This is a genomic window from Microcoleus sp. FACHB-SPT15, assembly GCF_014849525.1.
GTDB lineage: Bacteria > Cyanobacteriota > Cyanobacteriia > Cyanobacteriales > Coleofasciculaceae > Symplocastrum > Symplocastrum torsivum.
The window spans coordinates 109,913-129,002 of record NZ_JACJNU010000028.1; the positions used below are offsets into that span (position 1 = coordinate 109,913).

Sequence of the window (19,090 nt, forward strand, 5' to 3'; positions counted from 1 at the left end):
GCAGATGGGCAAAGTTTACCTTGTGGGTGCAGGGCCGGGACATACAGATTACCTGACACTGAAGGCGCAACGGCTACTCAGTCAAGCAGAGGTGTTAATCTATGATGCTTTGGTGGATGCCCAGTTATTAGAGTTGGTACCGCCTGATTGTCTCAAACTTGATGTCGGAAAACGAGGGGGACAACCTAGTACACTACAGGCAGAGATTAATCAGTTACTAGTGGAACACTGTCGCTTGGGGAAGCAGGTAGTGCGACTCAAGAGTGGTGACCCTTTTATTTTTGGTCGCAGTAGCTCAGAAATTCAAGCGTTAATTAAAGCGGGTTGTCCATTTGAAGTGGTGCCCGGTGTTTCTTCGGCTTTGGCGGCACCGTTGTTTGCAGGGATTCCTCTAACTGATTCTGTGTTGAGTCGGTGTTTTGCGGTTGTGAGTGCCCATGAACCAGGGGAGTTGGACTGGGAGGCGTTGGCGCGACTTGACACTCTGGCAATTCTGATGGGTGGGCGTTATTTGGATGAAATCGTTCAGCAGTTACAACGACATGGGCGATCGCATTCTTCCCCAATTGCAATTATCCGTTGGGCAGGCTGTCCTCAACAACAAATTTGGACTGGCACTTTAGCCAATATCGTTAAGCAAACGGCTGGTATTTCTCTCTCTCCCGTGGTAATTGTGGTGGGCGAGGTAGTAGGACTACGAGACTATCTGCAATCCCCGACTGATGACGCAGAAACGCTACAGGATATGGCTCCCCTCGATGGTAAAACAATCTTAGTGACTCGCGCTGCTGGACAGTCCAGTGAATTTAGTGAACTCCTCAAACAGCAAGGCGCACAGGTGGTTGAGATGCCGACTTTGGTTATTACTCCACCTTCGAGTTGGGACGCTTTGGATAATGCGATCGCACATTTATCTGAGTTCGATTGGTTAATTTTGACTTCCGGTAATGGCGTGGATTACTTTTTTGAACGACTACTCACCCAAGATAAAGATGCTCGTGCCTTATCCGGTGTCAAAATCGCTGTAGTTGGCAAGAAAACCGCTGCCAGTCTTAAACAACGAGCACTACATCCTGACTTAATTCCCCCAGATTTTGTCGCGGATTCCCTCGTTGAACACTTCCCAGAACCACTAGAAGGTAAAAAAATCTTATTTCCTAGAGTGGAAAGCGGTGGAAGAGAAGTTTTAGTTAAAGAATTTACTGCCAAGGGTGCAGTGGTAACGGAAGTCGCAACCTATCAGTCTGGATGTCCTGCACAAATTGCTCCTGCCGCCTTAGACGCTTTGCAAAAGCAAGCCGTGGATGTGATAACATTTGCCAGTTCTAAAACGGTCAAGCACTTTTGTCAGCTCCTAGATGCCTCTCTAGCTAAGAACTCTGGACAAGCCCTAACATCTAAAGAAGGAAAACCAAAAAGCGATTACTGCTACCCGCAACTGCAAAATGTTTGCATTGCCTCGATTGGTCCTCAAACGTCCGCAACCTGCTACCAGTTGCTAGGGAGAGTAGATGTTGAAGCTAAAGAATACACATTAGAAGGATTGACTCAAGCAATTGTGCAGTGGGCAACAGACAAGAGTTGTGCTATTTAGAGACAATAGTTTAGTAGGTGCGTCAACGCTGATGGAACAACCTCGTTTGTGGTAAATGCAACTAGAGCGTAAAAAACGGTCAAAGCCAGAGGAATTGCTAGCTCTTTACACCTGTTTCCTCAACACCTGAGAGTTGTTGTAACGCTCATCAACTAGTCACGCCTTAGCGAAGGTTGAAAGTGACCCGATGTTCTAACCCGATGCTTATTGGGTAAGTGGAATAACGCTTGTAACAACTAATGCCGTAAAAGGGTCATGGTAACTGCTCACCGCAACTTTGTTGCGGTATCGCAAACAGAGCCAAAAATGGAGAGCGCCAAAATACAGGCTGGATGAAAATAAGTAAATCACCAGCCGACTCTTAAGTTCAGTTGAAGTGTAAACCCGGAGGACTGCGACTAGCCAAACAAAGCAACTGATAAAGTTGAGCGATGGCTTCTTCTCCTTGCAACCGGACAGTTTCCAAAAAACTAAACATTTGAGCCACTAACTGAGCGCCCCAATCACTCCGAGCGCCGCCAGTTACCTTGCGATGTACCACCACTGGACGCAAAGCTCTTTCAGCATCATTATTATCTGGTTTCACTTCTGGATAGTCTAAAAAAGTGAACCACTCAGTCCAATGACGTTGAATCCGGTTGGCTAATCGTTGAGCATCGGCAGGCCATCCTGTAATTGGTAGATTGTACAAAACTGCTTGCAGTTGAGCTTCAATTACCGGACGATTTCCAGCGATTTCTTGATGACTCAATTTCCCAGCACGATAGTCCCGGTACAAGGTTCTGGCAGCGGTTAAAATCTCACCCACGGCTTGGGCAAAGAAACGATTACCTTCAAATCGACTCGCCTTGAGTGCTTCCAAGTCACGTTCTAAATGGGTTAAACACTTCTGTTTCGCTGCTGCGGACTGGGGATTGTAAGCACTAAAACAATCGCTACTGAGAATGCCTTCAAAGTCTTGTCCCAGTAACTGCTTAAGTTCGGCACTACTCCGGGTGGGGGCTAACAGAAGTACACATACTTGGTCGCTGGTGGCTACCCACAACCAATATTTGATGCCATCAATGCAGTAAGTCGTTTCATCAACGCAGCGCACTCCTGGTTGTTGCACGTAGCTGAGCCATTGCTGATAAATTGGCTGCAAGCTTCGCTGGAAGTATTGCTGCATCTTGGCTAGAGAGCCTTGAGAAATCGGTACTCCCAAGACGTGTTCCACGAAATATTCTTGTTTACGCCAAGGTAAATTACCACCATATCCCAGCCAACCAACCACGCTACACAATCGACCTCCGTAGCTAAATCCTTCTAATACTCCCGGTGGGAGTTGAGAGTATCCCGACCAGCCACAATCGGTACATTGGCATAAGGGTCGGCGGTATTCTCTGATTTCTACAGGTTTCTCTACCAACTCGGCTACTTGTTGTACTTTGGTCGGTGCTGCTGTGATTGACTCTACTGCTGCCTGACAAACTGGACAGCTATCAGGTTGTAACTCTATTACTCGATCAGGTTCACCAAATCCATTTCGGGTCTTGCCGGGATGGTCGTATTTGGGTCCGCGTTTTTTCCCTTTTTTCCGCTTGTTTTTGTCGCTGGGCTTTTTCAGTTGGTCGGCTGACGGCGGAATGGAACTATTTGATGAGGAGCGTTTTTTTAGCTTGTCTAACGCCTCTTTTAACTTTTCAATCTCCTGTTGCTGCTCCTCAATGAGCTGCTGTTTTTCCTCCAGCTTTCGTTGTTGCTGTTTGAGCTGCTGCTGTTGCTTTAGTAGCCATTCCCCAATCAACAGCACTGTCTGTGCCATCTTCTCTATTGCAATGGCTATCTCCATTGGTTGGCTTATCAGTGCGGCTGTTTTCAGCATCAGAGCTACTATACTGTATTTTCACACCTTTGACTCAAACCCTTACCCCTGTTGCTTCTTGTTTGCTCAAACTCCACCATTGGCGATACCGCAACGCAGTTGCGGTGAGCAGTTACGGGTCATGAAGTACGAACGACCTAACACCAGAGATCTGGCTGGCAACATTGTATTAATCTACACATTTTTTAGCGGCTTTTGGATTGTATGTTCCGATCGCCTGCTCGCGCTATTAATCCATGATTTAACATTGCTAACCAAGCTACAAACTGTTAAAGGGTGGGTTTTTGTCTTGCTAACGAGTGGACTACTCTATGGACTAGTTCGATGGAGAATACGATCGCTACAAGAGAGCAACAACCTCTTACAAGGCATTGTTGAAGGTACAGATGATGCGATCTTTGTCAAGGACTGTGCAGGGCGCTATGTTATGCTCAACAGTGCTACCGCTCAACACATAGACAAATTGCGATCGCAAATTCTTGGTCGGGATGATACAGCCCTCTTCTCGCCCGATACAGCACGGGAAATTATGGAGATAGACCGTAGTATCCTGGCGACAGGTGAGACTCGAAGCTTTGAGGAAAGTATCACGATTAACGGCAGCACACGCACCTATCATTCAACAAAAGGTGTCTATCGCGACTCAAAACATAACGTTATTGGTCTAATTGGTATAGCAAGAGATATCACAGAACGTAAACAGCTCGTTGAAGAACTCAAACGAGATAAAGAAGATCTTGCTGCCCTCAGTACCGTAACAGCCAATGGCATCAGTACTTTAAATCTTCAAGAACTGCTGGATGTCATGCTTGAGCGTATTGTGGAAGTCATGCAAGCTGATGCTGCCACCATTCGTTTAAAAAAAGATGATACTTTACAAGTCTGCGCCAGCATTGGAATTGAAGACGACGATTATCTGGGCTATCCAATACCAATTGGACAAGGCTTTGCAGGTACAATTGCCGCCACAAGGCAGCCACTTTACATTGAAGACGCTCAAATAGACTCGCGTATAATTAATCCTTTCATCAAGCAGAGTAAAATCCGCACAATGTTGGGTGTGCCACTGGAGCGTAATGGGAATTTAATCGGAGTTCTCCATGTCAAGTGGTTATCTATCCATTCAGTAAGCGATCGTAAACTTCATCTACTAGAAATTACTGCCGAACGCTGTACTATGGCAATTCTGAACGCCCAACTCTATGAACACGCTTTACAACTACAAGAGCGTCTTCAGCTACAAATTGACCATATGCCCCTTGCCTGTATTGTCAATAACCAGGAACTACAGTTAACAGATTGGAACCCTGCGGCTGAAAGAATATTTGGCTTTACCAAGGAAGAGGTACTCGGTGCCAACCCTTGTGACCTAATTACACCCCCAGCCGTTCGCTCCCTTGTCAAGAAAATCTTCCAGCAGTTGGAAGCTGGGCAAGCAACAGCACATAGTATTAATGAGAATCTCACCAAAGATGGTCGCACCATCATTTGTGAGTGGTACAACACACCGCTTAAGGCAGCAGATGGTAAGGTCATTGGTATGCTGTCGATGGCTCAGGATATAACTGAGCGTCGTGCTGCTGAGGTGGCATTGCGGGATTCTGAACAGCGTTATCGTACTCTTTTTGAGAGTAATCCCCACCCGATGTGGGTTTATGACACTGAAACACTTGCCTTCCTTGCTGTCAATGATGCGGCGATTCACCACTACGGTTATTCTCGTGAAGAATTTCTCTCAATGACGATTCGGGATATTCGTCCCCCCGAAGATGTTCCGGCATTACTGAAACATCTCTCTAAAACAAATCCTGGTCTTAATGTTGATGGTATTTGGAGACATTGCAAGCAAGATGGAACACTTATCGATGTTGAAGTCACCTCTCATCCTTTAGTTTTTTCAGGAAGGCAAGCTGAGGTGGTTTTAGCAAACGATATTACTCAGCGCAAACAAGCAGAAGAACAGTTACGGCGCTATGCGTTTTATGAACCCTTAACAGGATTACCCAACCAAGCCTTATTCTTGGAGCGTTTAGAACAAGAGCTTGAACAAGCAAGATGTGGTAAAGCAGGTTTATTTGCAGTTCTGTTTCTTGAGCTAGAGCGTTTTGAGCTGGTTAAGTATAGCCTGGGACACTTAGCGGCTGACCAACTGATCATCACTACAGCTCGACGGTTGGAGAAGTGCCTAAAACCAACGGATACAGTAGCACGGTTGGGAGCTGATGAGTTTGCCATCCTTCTGACGGATATCCAAGACAGCAATGAAGCTACCAACATGGCTGATTACATTTACCAACAGATTATTTTACCATTTACTCTGAATGGGCGTGAAATATTTTCCACCACGAGCATTGGCATTGCTTTCTGTGAGAGGGACAAGTTAGCCAGTAGCGCCTTAAAACCATCGAAAGAAGTCTCTAACATCTCACTCGCTGCTACCCCACTCACTTGCTCTAATCGACCAGAGGATTTCCTCCGTGCTGCTGACACAGCAAGGCATCATGCCAAGATGCAGTCTCATCTGCGTCATGCCGTATTTAATCCGGCAATGCATGAACAGGCTGTGGCACGTTTCCAGCTAGAAACTGATTTGCGACGGGCGATTGAACAAGAGCAGTTTCAGGTTCACTATCAGCCAATTGTGTCTATGGAGACAGGTGAAATTAGCGGGTTTGAGGCGCTAGTGCGTTGGACTCATCCTACACGCGGCATTGTTTCACCCGTTGAGTTTATTCCCTTGGCAGAAGAAACAGGGTTAATTGGGCTTATCGATTGGTGGGTATTGCGCCAAGCTTGCGCTCAGCTAGGTGTTTGGCAACAAGAGTTTGCGACTATTAAGCCTTTGACAATGAGCGTGAATTTATCTGGCGTGCAGCTAGGACAGTTAGGTTTATTAGAGCGGCTTGACCAAATTCTGCGGAAGACTGGTGTTAGTGGACATAGCTTAAAGTTGGAAATTACTGAGAGCAGCTTGCTAAAAAATGCTAGCTCTGGAACAGCAATGCTAGAGCATTTAAAAGCATTAGGAATTCAGCTATCGATTGATGACTTTGGCACGGGATACTCGTCCTTAGCGCGTTTGCACCAGTTACCAATTGACACGCTAAAGATTGACCGCTCTTTTGTCAATCGTATAGGAATTGAAGGGGACAGCCTAGAGATTGTTCGGACAATCATTACACTGGCTCATAGTTTGCAGATGGATGTCATTGCTGAGGGGATTGAAACGCCTCAACAATTGGCACAATTGCGATCGCTCGGCTGTGAGTACGGACAAGGTTATTTCTTCTCTAAACCCGTTGAACAAAACTCAGCTACGGCGTTACTTAGGTCACAAGTACAGTGGTGAGAGAGAAAGCGATCGCCTTCCTTCATCGGCGAGTCATAGCCATCACAGCATTAACCGTAAGTTCGGGCAAATCCCCCAAAGAAGGCAAAGTGTCCACTCCAGAACAAACTATTGGCAAGTCATCTCCCTGCCATACCCAAATTTGTTGACGAGTTGGATCGATTAACCAGGCTAATTGTGTTCCATTGCTGAGACAGTGGAGAATCTTGCTCTGTAAGTCTAAGGTGCTTTGGTCGGGCGAACGAATCTCAATTAACCAGTCCGGCGCTCCCTCTAGTGGTCTATCCTCATCAGAAAGACGTGCGATCGCAATGACGGAAATATCTGGCACTAGCGAGTAGGGAGGCACCAGACAGCGTAGCTCTTGCACAGCTTCAAAGCGATCAGTATGACCATTTATGTAGTTAACTAGATTGCGTTGTAGCCGTGAGTGAAAGAGGGTCGGCATTGGTTTTTGAATAGCACACCCATTAATTAACTCCCATGCTGGAGAAGCCTCTATATTAGGTTGGGAGAGAAACTCTGCTAGCGGAGTCGTTGCGGGTGACTTCATGATTACCTTCCTCCATTAGGCAACGCTAACATGCGAGACCGTCCATTGAGCTGTCAATTTGACTCTCTTCCTATAGCTGTCTGACGAAACTCTCTGACGGCTTCAACTCTGGAGGTTTGAGCAATTAAAACACACTTTGACAGCAGCTCGATATCGAGGTCTGTTAATCCAGGAAGCTCACTGCGGTAAATTCGCTCATAGCTCTGCTCTCGCAGGTGATAGAGCGCGAATAATCCATCTTCCCAGAACCAGACTTCGGGGACACCTAATGCTTTGTATCGCTCTAGTTTGTTAGCACTACCACTGGTAAACACCACTTCAATTGAGAGGTCAGGGACAAGCCTCTTGGAACCAAGCCAGTAAGACTCATCGGCTTGGGCAGATGCCGTTCCTTGTCGTTCCTGGGTCATTGACCCAGCAGGAATAAATTCGATGCCCTTCTCAACGAGAAACAGTTCAATCAAAAAGCCAATAATGGTCTTGAAAAATTCGTGGTCTTCTCCGGGCATCAGAATCTCAATTGTGCCGTTGTAATAGAAGATCCGCACACCGGAAGAGCCTTCAAAGCCTTTTTGGATCAGCTTAAACTGCTCCCAGGTGCGCTCGTGCAGAACGAGCCGTCGATCTGTGGTGTGGTTTAGTAGTTGTGCCATCGCGGAAAGCGCACCGTACTTGCGGCATTGCTTCATGCTCTACCGTCACTATTCTATTTGAGAAATGTCAAGGAACGTTCCTCTGTTCCTTTTTTGGTTGCATCCCAATGCCAGCAAAAATCTAGCCCTGTGCGTCCTCTTTCTAAGTGCGATCGCCTCTTCTTTTGTCAAGATTTTCTTGCCAACAAGAGAGTAGCATGGTATGTGCAGTCCGTGCTTCAACTTAACTGTATGGTTATCAGTCCTCTGACATTAAACTTAGATACCGTTTACCTGAGTGACGAACAGTTCTATCAGTTATGTCAAAATAACCGCGAGTTAAAGTTTGAACGAACGGCTTCGGGAGAATTAATTATCATGTCACCCGTTGGAGGAGAAAGCGGCTATCGGGAAGCAGAATTGATTATCGACGTGGGGATTTGGAATCGCCAAACCCAACTTGGTTATACGTTTAGTTCGTCTACCATCTTTAAGTTACCCAATGGGGCAGACCGCTCTCCAGATGCGGCTTGGATTCGACGGCAACGTTGGGAATCACTCACTCCTGAACAAAGACGCAAATTTCCCCCCATTGCACCGGATTTTGTCATCGAACTCAGGTCAGTAACAGACGAGTTAGAAACGCTACGCCAGAAAATGCGGGAATATCTGGATGCAGGGGTGCAATTGGGATGGATGATTAATCCCCAACAGCAGCAGGTAGAAATTTATCGGCAAGGACGGGATGTGGAAGTGGTTGCTCTTCGGTGCGAGTTATCCGGTGAAGACATCTTGCCTGGATTGACCCTAAGTTTACCGCTTTATTGAGCCGCATCTAAGGTCAAGCGACCCTTCCATCTGCAAACTGCGGTTGCCGTGTCACCCGTAGACCAATTTCGAGAACTCTTGCCCTGTCAAGCTTTCACCGTTTGCGCTTGCTTAGAGTGACACAAGAGCGATAACATCTATAACAACTTATTCCTCTTAACTCTTGAAGCGAATCATTGGTCTAACCGGGGGAATTGGCTGTGGTAAAACCACTGTTTCAGACTACTTAGCTAGTGCTTACCAGCTACCCGTTTTAGATGCAGATATTTACGCTAGGGAAGCTGTACAACTGGGTTCGCCTGTACTGAGTAAAATTACCGGACGCTACGGTTCAGGGATTCAACTGCCTGATGGTACACTCAACCGCAAGCGTTTAGGAGAAATTGTTTTTAGTAATCCCGCTGAGCGACAGTGGTTGGAGCAACAGATACACCCCTACGTGCGATCGCGTTTTCACTCAGAACTCGATCGTCTAGTTGCTCCTACAGTTGTCTTGGTTATACCTTTGTTGATCGAAGCCGGGATGACTGATTTAGTTACTGAAATTTGGGTAGTTAGCTGCTCACCAGAACAACAACTACAGCGTATAAGAGAACGCGATCACCTTTCTCTAGAACACGCTCAAGCTCGCCTCAACAGCCAACTACCCATTGAGCAAAAAGTTGCTCGTGCTGACGTTGTTTTGAATAACTCCTCTACACGAGAAGCCCTTCTCAAAGAAGTAGATTTAGCTCTATCCTAAGTTCAACGCGCCTTTAATTCTCTACCCGAAAATATTACCAATTAACGACACCTATCTACACATCTGCCAGCAAAGTTTAATAAAAAGAAATTTCCTTTCCCTTTCCCCCATACACAAGATGAAATAAAGCAACAGGCTAATTATCTGGTGTAAAGATAACTTCCTTTGCCTCACCAACCTCTCCTATTGGCTTAGGTTCTCCACCTTTAGTGGAAACCAACACCGCACCTGCATCAGCCGCCTTAATCTTCAGCTCTTTCTGTGCTGCCCAAGTTTTCCGGTATTCTTTTTTTACAGCACCGTCAAACTGAGTTTTTCCATCAACGATTACTGATAGCCATGAGTCATCGTTGAGACTTACCTTAACTTCAATAGGAGCACTAGACTGAGTTTTAGGTTGTGCGGAAGTTGCTACAGATGAGCTTTGTGTTTGTAGCGTCGGTTTAGCGCTTGGTAGCTTCGAGAGAAGAAAAAACAGCGCACCCAGAGCAGCGATCGCCAAAAGAGCGTAACCGACTTTAGGCTTTAGGATGTACTCAAGATAAGGCTCTATCGAGAACGACGGAGCCTCGAATGAAGAAGATGAAGCCGTAGGAACGTCTTCACTATCCGTCCGCTCCGTCTCAGAACGTACCGGTAATACACTGACAGGAAACGTTTGGGCAATAGCCGCACCGTCCACATTTAGGACATCCCCATAGCGACGGATTAGTCCTTGAATAAAAATTGGCTCAGGCAATTGGTCGGGTTGCCCTTCTTCTAAAGCTTTCACCAAACCCAATCGCAAAAATGTTCTGGCAGCAGCTTCTTCTATAGGGATAGACTGCTGTTGCCTGATCTGTCGTAGATGCGCTCCGATTTCCTTGAGTTGCTCCAATTGATCTGGATTTAACTGTTTCACCTGCCCAGCCTGCCAAGAAGACATATCTCTCTATTCCACCTAATTCCATGGAGAAATCAATAGCCCAAAGACTACCAAAGACTATTAGTTTTGTCTATTTCCTGGATCACATATTTTGGCTTTAAGTCGGGATTAATCTTGTTTAGGCTTCGCCACCGACAACAACATCGCGAATCCGTAAACTCGGACCACCACAACCAACAGGCAAGCCCCCTTGTCCAGCTTTGCCACAGCCACCGGATTCATCCCAGTAGAAATCATCCCCGATCGCTTCGATATCTGCCAAGGTTTTGAAGACGTTTCCAGAAAGGGTAACATCCCGCACTGGCTCAGCCAGCTTGCCATCGCGAATCATCCAAGCTTCACCAGCGCTGAAGGTGAACATTTCACCATTGGTCATCCCGCCTAGCCAGTTTCGAGCATAAACCCCTTCTTTGATGCCCTTGAATAAATCTTCAACAGGCGTTTTTCCTCGCTCAATCCAGGTATTGGTCATCCGGACAATCGGTGGGTAATGGTAGTTGAGGCAACGGGCATTTCCGGTCGGTGTCTCTTCCAGTTTCCCAGCCGTTTCACGAGAATGAAGGCGACCAACTAGAATACCGTCTTTAATTAGCTGAGTTTTCGTCGCTGGTGTGCCTTCGTCATCGTAGAAGTAGCTACCACGATGCCCTTCGGGTGCTGCGCCATCAAAGATTTGCAGTTCCTTAGGCCCAAATTGACGCCCCATGCTCATAACTTCCAATAAGTCGGGGTTTTCGTAAGCCATATCGGCTTCTGAAAGGTGTCCGAAGGCTTCATGAACGAATAAACCTGTGAGGACTGGGTCGATGACTACAGTGTAGGTACCTCCCTTCACAGGTGGTAAGGAGAGGGCATTTACAGCTCGTTGGGCAGCACTGCGGACTTGTTCATCTAGATTCGTCAGGTCTTCGTAAGCTTTGCGAGAGCCAGTGGTTTCCCTGCCAGTTTGTACAATATCCCCATGACGGGCAGTGGCAGAGAAGCGCATTTCCATATCCACCCACGATTGTTCAATCAGGGTTCCTTCTGAGGTGGCAATAATGACTCGTTGGGTGCTATCTCCATAACGTACAGAGGTTGTGGTAATGCGAGGGTCAACGCTTTTCAGAATGGCGTTGTAGCGATCGCACAATTCTTTCTTCTGAGCGAGAGGAATCTGGCGCGGGTCAGTACCTGTTAAAGGCAGTTGACAAACGGCTTGGACTGGCTTGATTGGAGCGAGTACTGTATCTTCATCACCCACAATTCTTGCGGCAGTGATCGCTTCCTCAACTTGCTCTGATAATGTCGCAAGCTGGTTGAAACTCGCAAAGCCCCAGCCTCCCTTGTAGCAAGCCCTTACCTGCCCACCAATGGAGAGACCTTCACTTAGGGTTTCCACCTTGTCGCCCTGCAACAGAATACTTGTTCCTTTTGAGTCTTCTAGACGAATCGCTAAGTAATCCACACGGGAGCGATACCGGGCAATTAGGTCAGAGAGTAAATTCTTGGCATCAGTTAGTACAGTCGGCATAGGAGGCAGCAAGATCAACGAACTCACCCTCTTATTGTGCAACGACTAAGCCAGGGAGTGCTACTGCTGACGGTGCTGTACCAAAGCTAATTGGTTAAAGTTGCGATCGCATTCTCGCCAAGGTACAGGAGTGAAGAAGAAGTAGTTGGAATGTTTTAGGCTTCTTAATTCTGCCTTCCCCCCTAATACATATTTATATTTGCTGAGAAAAAATTACCTGAAACAGTTATATATAGGGCACTTCGCTGGAAAATGTGAGCCAAATGACAAGATAACGTAGCAATAGACAATCTTTCTTTAGTCGGACGAGTAGAAAAATTAATAAGGTTAACTTTGACAGGGAGTTTCAACAATAATGCCGATAAATCTCGACAAGGCGATAGCTCATTCCTCGTTAAAAATCAAAAGAAACTTGCTCGAATTTAACGAAATGGCATAGAAGCTCAAACCCTCTAACATCAAATCAAGGAAATACAATGAGCGCACACAATAATAAACTGTCAATCAAAAACCTTGTAAGTTTCGCAGGAGTCGCTGTTGCTAGTGTTTTCCTTAGTCTCCCTGTATTAGCTCAGACCACACAAGGTGGCGGACAAATGAATAATGGTGGTACGACAGGTGTTCAGCAACCTGGTACGACGGGTGTTCAGCAACCTGGCACGACAGGTATTCAGCAACCTGGCACGACGGGTATTCAGCAACCTGGCACGACGGGTGTTCAGCAACCTGGCACGACGGGTGTTCAGCAACCTGGCACGACGGGTGTTCAGCAACCTGGCACGACAGGTACGACTGGCACAACTGGCACAACTGGCACTGGTCGTACTTTGACGGAGGAAACCCAAATACAGCGACGAACCACCACTGGCACTACCACTCAGACTCAGCCAATGAACACTGGTGGTTCTAGTACTGGTGGCGCTACCAGTGGTCAACAAATGAATAATGATACTTTCAACACAAATACTGGAGCAGATACTGACGGTGTTAGAGCGCTTTGGTAGTTTTTCAGGCAGTCTTACTACTTATATGATGACTGCCTGACTTGGTGATTTTGCTGTCTCCATTGGTTCAAATGTTGAATATCGCTTCCGTTTAGTCACTTTACTAATAATCCCTAGGTTAGTGCTTTCTACTTTTGAAAATAAGGTGGGTTAATAAGGGATCAAAGAAGTTTGAGCGGAAGTGATATTTGTTTTATAAGTTTAGAGTAGGTTGTGTTACTGCATAAAATGGATTGTCTTGGTGCATAAAATAAAGATGCTAAAACGATCAGTAACTTGGGTTGGTTTGGTATTGACAATTGGCTTAGCTTATAGCCCTCAAGTTTTATTAGCAGCAGAACAGCCTGAAACAACAACAAACATCTCTTCAGATGTCGTTATTCAACCTATACGCTTAGAGATCAGTCTCAGTCGGCGCAAAGTAACCCTCTATCACGAAAATACGTTAATTAAAACTTATCCGGTTGCAGTCGGTCGCGCAGGTTGGGAAACGCCAACAGGTAATTTCCAAGTAGCTCAGATGCTTGAAAATCCCAAGTGGATAAACCCTACTACAGGTGAGGCTATTGCAGGGGGCACTCCAGAAAACCCTCTAGGTCGCTACTGGATTGGGTTTTGGACAAATGGGAGAGAGTGGATTGGCTTTCATGGTACGCCTAACCCTAGTTCAGTAGGTACAGCAGCGTCTCATGGTTGCATTCGGATGTACAACAAGGATATTGAGGAACTGTATCCTCTGGTTAGTTTGGGAACATCTGTAACAGTGGTTCCGTAGTAACTCAGGTGTTTTGTGAAAAGGCTGGGCGATCGCATTTTCTCATCAACTGCACTTACGGCAACCCGTCGAAAGATGCGATCGCTCTATCCTAACTTATGTATAGGCTTCCATCGGCAAGCAGGAACAGACTAAATTGCGATCGCCAAACGCATTATCAATTCGCCCCACCACAGGCCAGAACTTGTGTTCACGAGTCCACGGTGCTGGATAGGCAGCCTGTTCACGAGAATAGGGATGTGTCCATTCTGAAGTCAGCAAAGCTTCTGCTGTATGAGGTGCATTCTTCAAAACATTATCGTGAGCATCTACCTTACCCACTTCGATTTCCTCGATTTCCTTGCGAATTGCAATCATTGCCTCACAAAAGCGATCGAGTTCTTCTTTTGATTCACTTTCTGTGGGTTCCACCATCATTGTCCCTGCTACAGGCCAAGAGACGGTTGGGGCGTGGAAACCATAGTCCATCAGGCGCTTGGCAATATCATCCACTTCAATGCCAGCAGATTTTTTGAGCGATCGCAAATCCAAAATACACTCATGCGCCACCAAACCCGTCTTCCCTTTGTACAAAATCGGGTAGTAAGGCGCTAATCGAGAAGCAATGTAATTGGCATTGAGAATTGCCACCTTAGTCGCTTCCGTCAAACCCGCGCCACCCATCAGCGCGATGTACATCCAAGAAATCGGTAGAATACTCGCACTACCCCAAGGCGCAGCCGACACAGCACCAATGCCTTGCTTACCACCAGTTGGGATAACTGAATGCCCTGGCAAGAATGGCATCAGATGCGGCATCACGCCAATTGGTCCCATCCCAGGGCCACCGCCCCCGTGGGGAATACAAAATGTCTTGTGTAGATTCAAGTGACAGACATCTGCCCCGAAGTCTCCTGGACGGCATAACCCAACTTGGGCATTCATATTTGCTCCATCCATATAAACCTGCCCACCATGAGTATGGACAATCTCACAGATTTCTCGAATCTGCTCCTCAAAAACACCGTGAGTAGAGGGATAGGTAACCATTAAAGCCGCGAGTTCATTACCATGCTTCTGGGCTTTCGCTTTTAAGTCCTCCACATCAACATTGCCCATCTCATCACAGGCAACTGCCACCACATTCATCCCACACATCACTGCACTAGCAGGATTTGTCCCATGTGCAGACTGGGGAATCAGACAGATATTCCGGTGCGCTTCACCTCGGCTTTCATGATACTGACGAATTGTGAGTAATCCCGTGTACTCGCCTTGAGAACCCGCATTCGGTTGAAGAGAAATTGCCGCAAAGCCAGTGATTTCAGCCAACCATTCTTCTAGCTGCTGAAACAGAACTTGATACCCTCGTGTTTGTGACAGAGGGGCAAAAGGATGAATCTTGCCAAATTCTGCCCAAGTTACTGGCATCATCTGGGCCGTTGCATTCAGCTTCATTGTGCAGGAACCTAAGGGAATCATTGATGTTGTGAGCGACAAATCTTTCGCTTGCAGGCGATTTAGATATCGCAATAGCTCAGTTTCTGAGTGGTAACGGTTAAAAACACGATGGCTTAGGTAGCTACTTGTACGAGCAAAGGGTTCGTCAAAATCAGTATTGACCTGACTTGCTAACTCCTCCAACGTGAACGGTAAAGGTGTAGCGCCTTGTTCGCCTACACCCGCAAAAATCTCAAATAGGTCGATTAAATCTGCGACAGTTGTTGTCTCGTCCAGAGTAATTGCGATCGCCGTTTCATCAAAGCTACGCAAGTTAATTTGTCGCGCTTGAGCAGCTTCTAGAATCTCTTGCAGAGGTTTTGAACCCAATTCCACCCGTAGCGTATCAAAAAATACTTCTGACCCGATACTATAGCCAAGACGCTTCAACCCTTCTGCTAGAATCCGAGCCAACGAATAGACATTCTGAGCAATGCGCTTGATTCCCTCTGACCCATGGTAGACGGCATACATACTACTCATAACCGCCAGCAACACTTGAGCTGTACAAATATTGCTAGTTGCCTTATCTCGACGGATATGTTGCTCACGAGTCTGGAGGGCGAGACGCAGTGCTGGCTTGCCCTGAGCATCTTTAGAGACACCAACAATACGCCCTGGAACATTCCGCTTGTAGGCTTCTCGCGTGGCAAAGTATGCCGCATGAGGCCCCCCATATCCCAAGGGAACTCCAAAGCGCTGGGTACTTCCAACAGCAATATCTGCCCCAAATTCTCCGGGGGGTGTCAAGAGGGCAAGACTCAAGGGATCTGCGGCAACGGTTACTAATGCACCCGCTTCATGAGCCTTTTCGATAAATTCACGATAGTCATAAATCGTGCCATCCGTCGCTGGATACTGTAGCAGTGCGCCAAAAACCTCTTGTTCAAACCCAAAGGCTTGATGGTCGCCTACAATCACATCAATCCCCAAGGGTTTTGCACGAGTTTGCACGACTTCAATCGTTTGGGGATGGCAAGCTTTTGAGACGAAGAAGGCATTACGCTTTGTTTTACACAAGCCATAGCTCATACTCATTGCTTCTGCCGCTGCTGTGCCTTCATCTAGCAAAGAAGCATTGGCAATTTCCAACCCGGTTAAGTCAATGATCATGGTTTGGAAATTGAGCAGTGCTTCTAGACGCCCTTGGGCAATCTCGGCTTGATAAGGCGTATAGGCAGTGTACCAGCCTGGATTTTCTAAAATATTGCGCTGAATCACAGGTGGAGTAATACAGTCGTGGTATCCCATGCCGATGAAGGAACGGAACACCTGATTTTTTGAGGCAATTTCTTTTAATTGCCGCAAAGCAGCATACTCACTCTGTTGTGCTGGCAATTGCAGAGGTCGAGTGAGCCGAATTGCTTGCGGAACTGTTTGATCGATCAAGTCCTCAAGGGTTGCAAGTCCCAAGACATCCAGCATCTGCTGCACTTCCTCAGCACTTGGCCCGATGTGCCGTTTTGTAAAAGAATCACTAAGAGCAGGTAGCTTGTCAGAAGATGGTTGAGAGTCAAGAATCAACGGATGAGCTTTCACCTCGTCATTAACTGTGACATCCAAATTACGCATATCAAACCGATTCGTTGAAGGGCTATGGTGCGTCACGAGTTTTTGACCGGCGCAACCACTTATTATTCTGTAACATACCCTCAAAAATAGCTTTCAGTGCCGCTTACTTGCTGTACAGGACAAGCGTCGGCGTAGAAAAGCCAAAACTGAAGTTATAGCAAAAGGCAGAAGGCAGAAGGTTTATTACTGGCACGTGGTCGTTTCAGCCGTTAGATGTCTTAACCTTATAGCGGTTTTCTGGAGAGATGAGGTACAGCGGAAGGTGTGTGAAACTTGCGTAGAGAGCAAGGAAAATAAAAAAGCTGATAGCTGATAGCTGACGGCTTTCTGCTATAACTTTCTACTCGCCTTCCACCTGTGCGCGATATTCTGTAGCGGATAAGGCATCATTTAAGTCATCCGCGTCGTTGATTCGCAGCTTCAAGAACCAACCTTCGCCGTAAGGGTCTTCTGATATCAGTTCGGGAGAGTTTATCATCGCCTCATTACGCTCAATGACAGTCCCCGAAAGGGGAGCATACATATCCTCAACGGCTTTGACTGATTCAATGCTGCCGAAGGTTTCACCTTTTTCTAAAGCATCACCCACCTCTGGCAGTTCCAGAAATACAATGTCCCCTAGTTGGTCAACAGCAAACTCGCTGATGCCAAGTGTCGCAATCTCACCATCAAGTCGTACATACTCGTGGGTATCTAGGTATTTCAAATCCTCTGGATACTCGAAGCCCATGTCACGTCCTCATTACACAGCAGAGCTAAGTTTACAACTTCCAAGAAGCCCCATATTTAAATTTAAGCTAACTGATTGTGACAAACCGTAGTGGTTAACTGAAATACGGTAGAGCTATCTTGACTTCACACTATGGATAAATCAACTCTCAGACAACTACTATTGGGTGAATTTACTATCAAACGGCTTGTGCGTTCTGTAATTTTTATCTACGCTTTCTTTTGCTTATACATCTTCTTCGTTGCAGATGGAAAGATTTTTTTGCCTCAACCCTCTAGCTATCAAGATACTCGTGAAATTCTCAAGCTGACGACGGCTGATCAGATCCAGCTTTCAGCGGTTTATCTACCCAATCCGGCATCTACTTACACAATTCTCTATATTCACGGTAATGCTGAGGATTTAGGCGACATTCAGCCAGTGCTGCAACAATTGCAAACAATTGGGTTTAGTGTGTTTGCTTACGATTATCGCGGCTATGGCACTAGCCAAGGTAAGCCCTCAGAACGCAATGCTTATCGAGATGTGGACACAGCGTATGAGTATTTAACTCAAAAATTGGGTGTGCTACCAGAGAGAATTGTTGTTTACGGACGCTCAGTTGGTGCAGGTTCGGCAGTGGATTTAGCCGCTCGAAAACCAGTTGCTGGTTTAATTATGGAAAGTGCATTTACTACGGCGTTTCGAGTGGTGGTGCCGATTCCGATTCTACCGTTTGATAAATTCCGCAATATCGATAAGATTAAAAGAGTAAATTGTCCAGTGTTGGTGATGCATGGCAGAGTTGATGAGGTTGTTCCCTTCCAACATGGACAACGACTATTTGCTGCGGCTTCTGAACCCAAGCTGGCGTTATGGATAGATGACGCGACTCACAATGATTTTATGTGGATGGCTGGGGAACGCTACGGGAAAACCTTGCAGGAATTTGTTGAGTTGATTGTGCGATCGCATCAGAGGAACGCATCCAAATGAGTATGAATCATGCGTGATGAGTGTTTTTTGCTCTGACTGAATCAACTAAATGAAATTTAACGCTGTGAGAGTGAGGAGTTGCAGCAAGGGTGTAAGCGACTCGCGATTTTCCATGATGTAAAAGTGTATGAACCAACTCCAAAAATAGAAAATCGGGGATTTTTCTGGTAGATCTTACTCTTCCTGTTATCTAGGTAGTTTGCGTGAGACTCTAGATAGTTCCAAGTTTTAGGAGCTAAATCTCTTATATCTTCAGTTGGTTCGCCAACAAATCTTTGAGTAACTAGCACATATCTGTCAGTAGTCTTAGTTCGATCTTGAGCAACATCAGAGCCTTTAATTAAAGGAAAAAGATAACTTTCTTCAATCTCAACACTCACATATCCCTCTTCTGTCACTCTCCGGTTTTTCCTATTATTAATATTTTCTACAAAGGAGGTGTATTAGGGAATACAGCGTTTGCCCATCTAATTTTGGCAATTTCCCTACTCGGATCAATTTCTATGAAGGAAAAAGTCTGCGATCGCCTACCATAGGTTAGTTCTAGACTTCAGC

14 protein-coding genes are annotated in these 19,090 nt (G+C 46.2%); 7 read left to right on the forward strand and 7 right to left on the reverse strand.

Going from position 1 to position 19,090, the window contains the following annotated elements:
- Nucleotides 1–4: 4 nt before the first annotated feature.
- Nucleotides 5–1,594, forward strand: coding sequence for a uroporphyrinogen-III C-methyltransferase (gene cobA, locus H6F98_RS08695; protein ID WP_192218273.1), 1,590 nt, complete (start codon nucleotides 5–7; stop codon nucleotides 1,592–1,594).
- 367 nt (nucleotides 1,595–1,961) lie between these two features.
- On the opposite strand, the gene tnpC is transcribed toward cobA, so the two are convergent.
- A complete protein-coding gene (tnpC, locus tag H6F98_RS08700; protein ID WP_192218274.1) occupies nucleotides 1,962–3,458 on the reverse strand; it encodes an IS66 family transposase in 1,497 nt (498 codons plus the stop codon).
- 58 nt (nucleotides 3,459–3,516) lie between these two features.
- Here tnpC and H6F98_RS08705 point away from each other — a divergent pair, with 58 nt between their 5' ends.
- Nucleotides 3,517–6,807, forward strand: a complete 3,291-nt coding sequence (locus H6F98_RS08705) for an EAL domain-containing protein (RefSeq protein WP_192218275.1) — start codon at nucleotides 3,517–3,519, stop codon at nucleotides 6,805–6,807.
- Between the two features lie 22 nt (nucleotides 6,808–6,829).
- Here H6F98_RS08705 and H6F98_RS08710 read toward each other — a convergent pair whose 3' ends face one another.
- Together H6F98_RS08710 and H6F98_RS08715 are read right to left on the reverse strand one after the other, a co-directional pair.
- Entirely contained in the window at nucleotides 6,830–7,360 is a 531-nt protein-coding gene (locus H6F98_RS08710; protein ID WP_192218276.1) for a Uma2 family endonuclease, read from the reverse strand.
- A 53-nt stretch (nucleotides 7,361–7,413) separates the two neighbouring features.
- Nucleotides 7,414–8,049, reverse strand: a complete 636-nt coding sequence (locus H6F98_RS08715; RefSeq protein WP_396811129.1) for a Uma2 family endonuclease — start codon at nucleotides 8,047–8,049, stop codon at nucleotides 7,414–7,416.
- 195 nt (nucleotides 8,050–8,244) lie between these two features.
- Here H6F98_RS08715 and H6F98_RS08720 point away from each other — a divergent pair, with 195 nt between their 5' ends.
- Nucleotides 8,245–8,820 (forward strand): Uma2 family endonuclease, encoded by a 576-nt coding sequence (locus H6F98_RS08720; RefSeq protein WP_192218371.1) that lies wholly within the window; start codon nucleotides 8,245–8,247, stop codon nucleotides 8,818–8,820.
- A 163-nt stretch (nucleotides 8,821–8,983) separates the two neighbouring features.
- Nucleotides 8,984–9,562: a dephospho-CoA kinase gene (gene coaE / locus H6F98_RS08725; RefSeq protein ID WP_192218277.1), complete on the forward strand. Its 579-nt coding sequence runs from the start codon at nucleotides 8,984–8,986 to the stop codon at nucleotides 9,560–9,562.
- Nucleotides 9,563–9,698: 136 nt separating this feature from the next.
- Here coaE and H6F98_RS08730 read toward each other — a convergent pair whose 3' ends face one another.
- Both H6F98_RS08730 and H6F98_RS08735 read right to left on the reverse strand, forming a co-directional pair.
- A complete protein-coding gene (locus tag H6F98_RS08730; RefSeq protein WP_192218278.1) occupies nucleotides 9,699–10,487 on the reverse strand; it encodes a helix-turn-helix domain-containing protein in 789 nt (262 codons plus the stop codon).
- A gap of 118 nt (nucleotides 10,488–10,605) precedes the next feature.
- Nucleotides 10,606–12,000, reverse strand: coding sequence for a TldD/PmbA family protein (locus H6F98_RS08735; RefSeq protein WP_192218372.1), 1,395 nt, complete (start codon nucleotides 11,998–12,000; stop codon nucleotides 10,606–10,608).
- 476 nt (nucleotides 12,001–12,476) lie between these two features.
- Between H6F98_RS08735 and H6F98_RS08740 the strand changes: the two genes are divergently transcribed.
- Complete coding sequence (locus tag H6F98_RS08740; protein ID WP_192218279.1) at nucleotides 12,477–13,004, forward strand: hypothetical protein; 528 nt, start codon at nucleotides 12,477–12,479, stop codon at nucleotides 13,002–13,004.
- Between the two features lie 256 nt (nucleotides 13,005–13,260).
- On the forward strand, nucleotides 13,261–13,779 hold the full coding sequence (locus H6F98_RS08745) for a L,D-transpeptidase (RefSeq protein ID WP_192218280.1): 519 nt from the start codon (nucleotides 13,261–13,263) through the stop codon (nucleotides 13,777–13,779).
- 96 nt (nucleotides 13,780–13,875) lie between these two features.
- Here the strand turns inward: H6F98_RS08745 and gcvP are convergent, their stop codons facing one another.
- A complete protein-coding gene (gene gcvP, locus H6F98_RS08750; protein ID WP_192218373.1) occupies nucleotides 13,876–16,830 on the reverse strand; it encodes an aminomethyl-transferring glycine dehydrogenase in 2,955 nt (984 codons plus the stop codon).
- A gap of 340 nt (nucleotides 16,831–17,170) precedes the next feature.
- Nucleotides 17,171–17,560: a glycine cleavage system protein GcvH gene (gcvH, locus tag H6F98_RS08755; protein ID WP_192218281.1), complete on the reverse strand. Its 390-nt coding sequence runs from the start codon at nucleotides 17,558–17,560 to the stop codon at nucleotides 17,171–17,173.
- Between the two features lie 132 nt (nucleotides 17,561–17,692).
- Here gcvH and H6F98_RS08760 point away from each other — a divergent pair, with 132 nt between their 5' ends.
- Nucleotides 17,693–18,535: an alpha/beta hydrolase gene (locus tag H6F98_RS08760; RefSeq protein WP_192218282.1), complete on the forward strand. Its 843-nt coding sequence runs from the start codon at nucleotides 17,693–17,695 to the stop codon at nucleotides 18,533–18,535.
- Nucleotides 18,536–19,090: the final 555 nt, after the last annotated feature.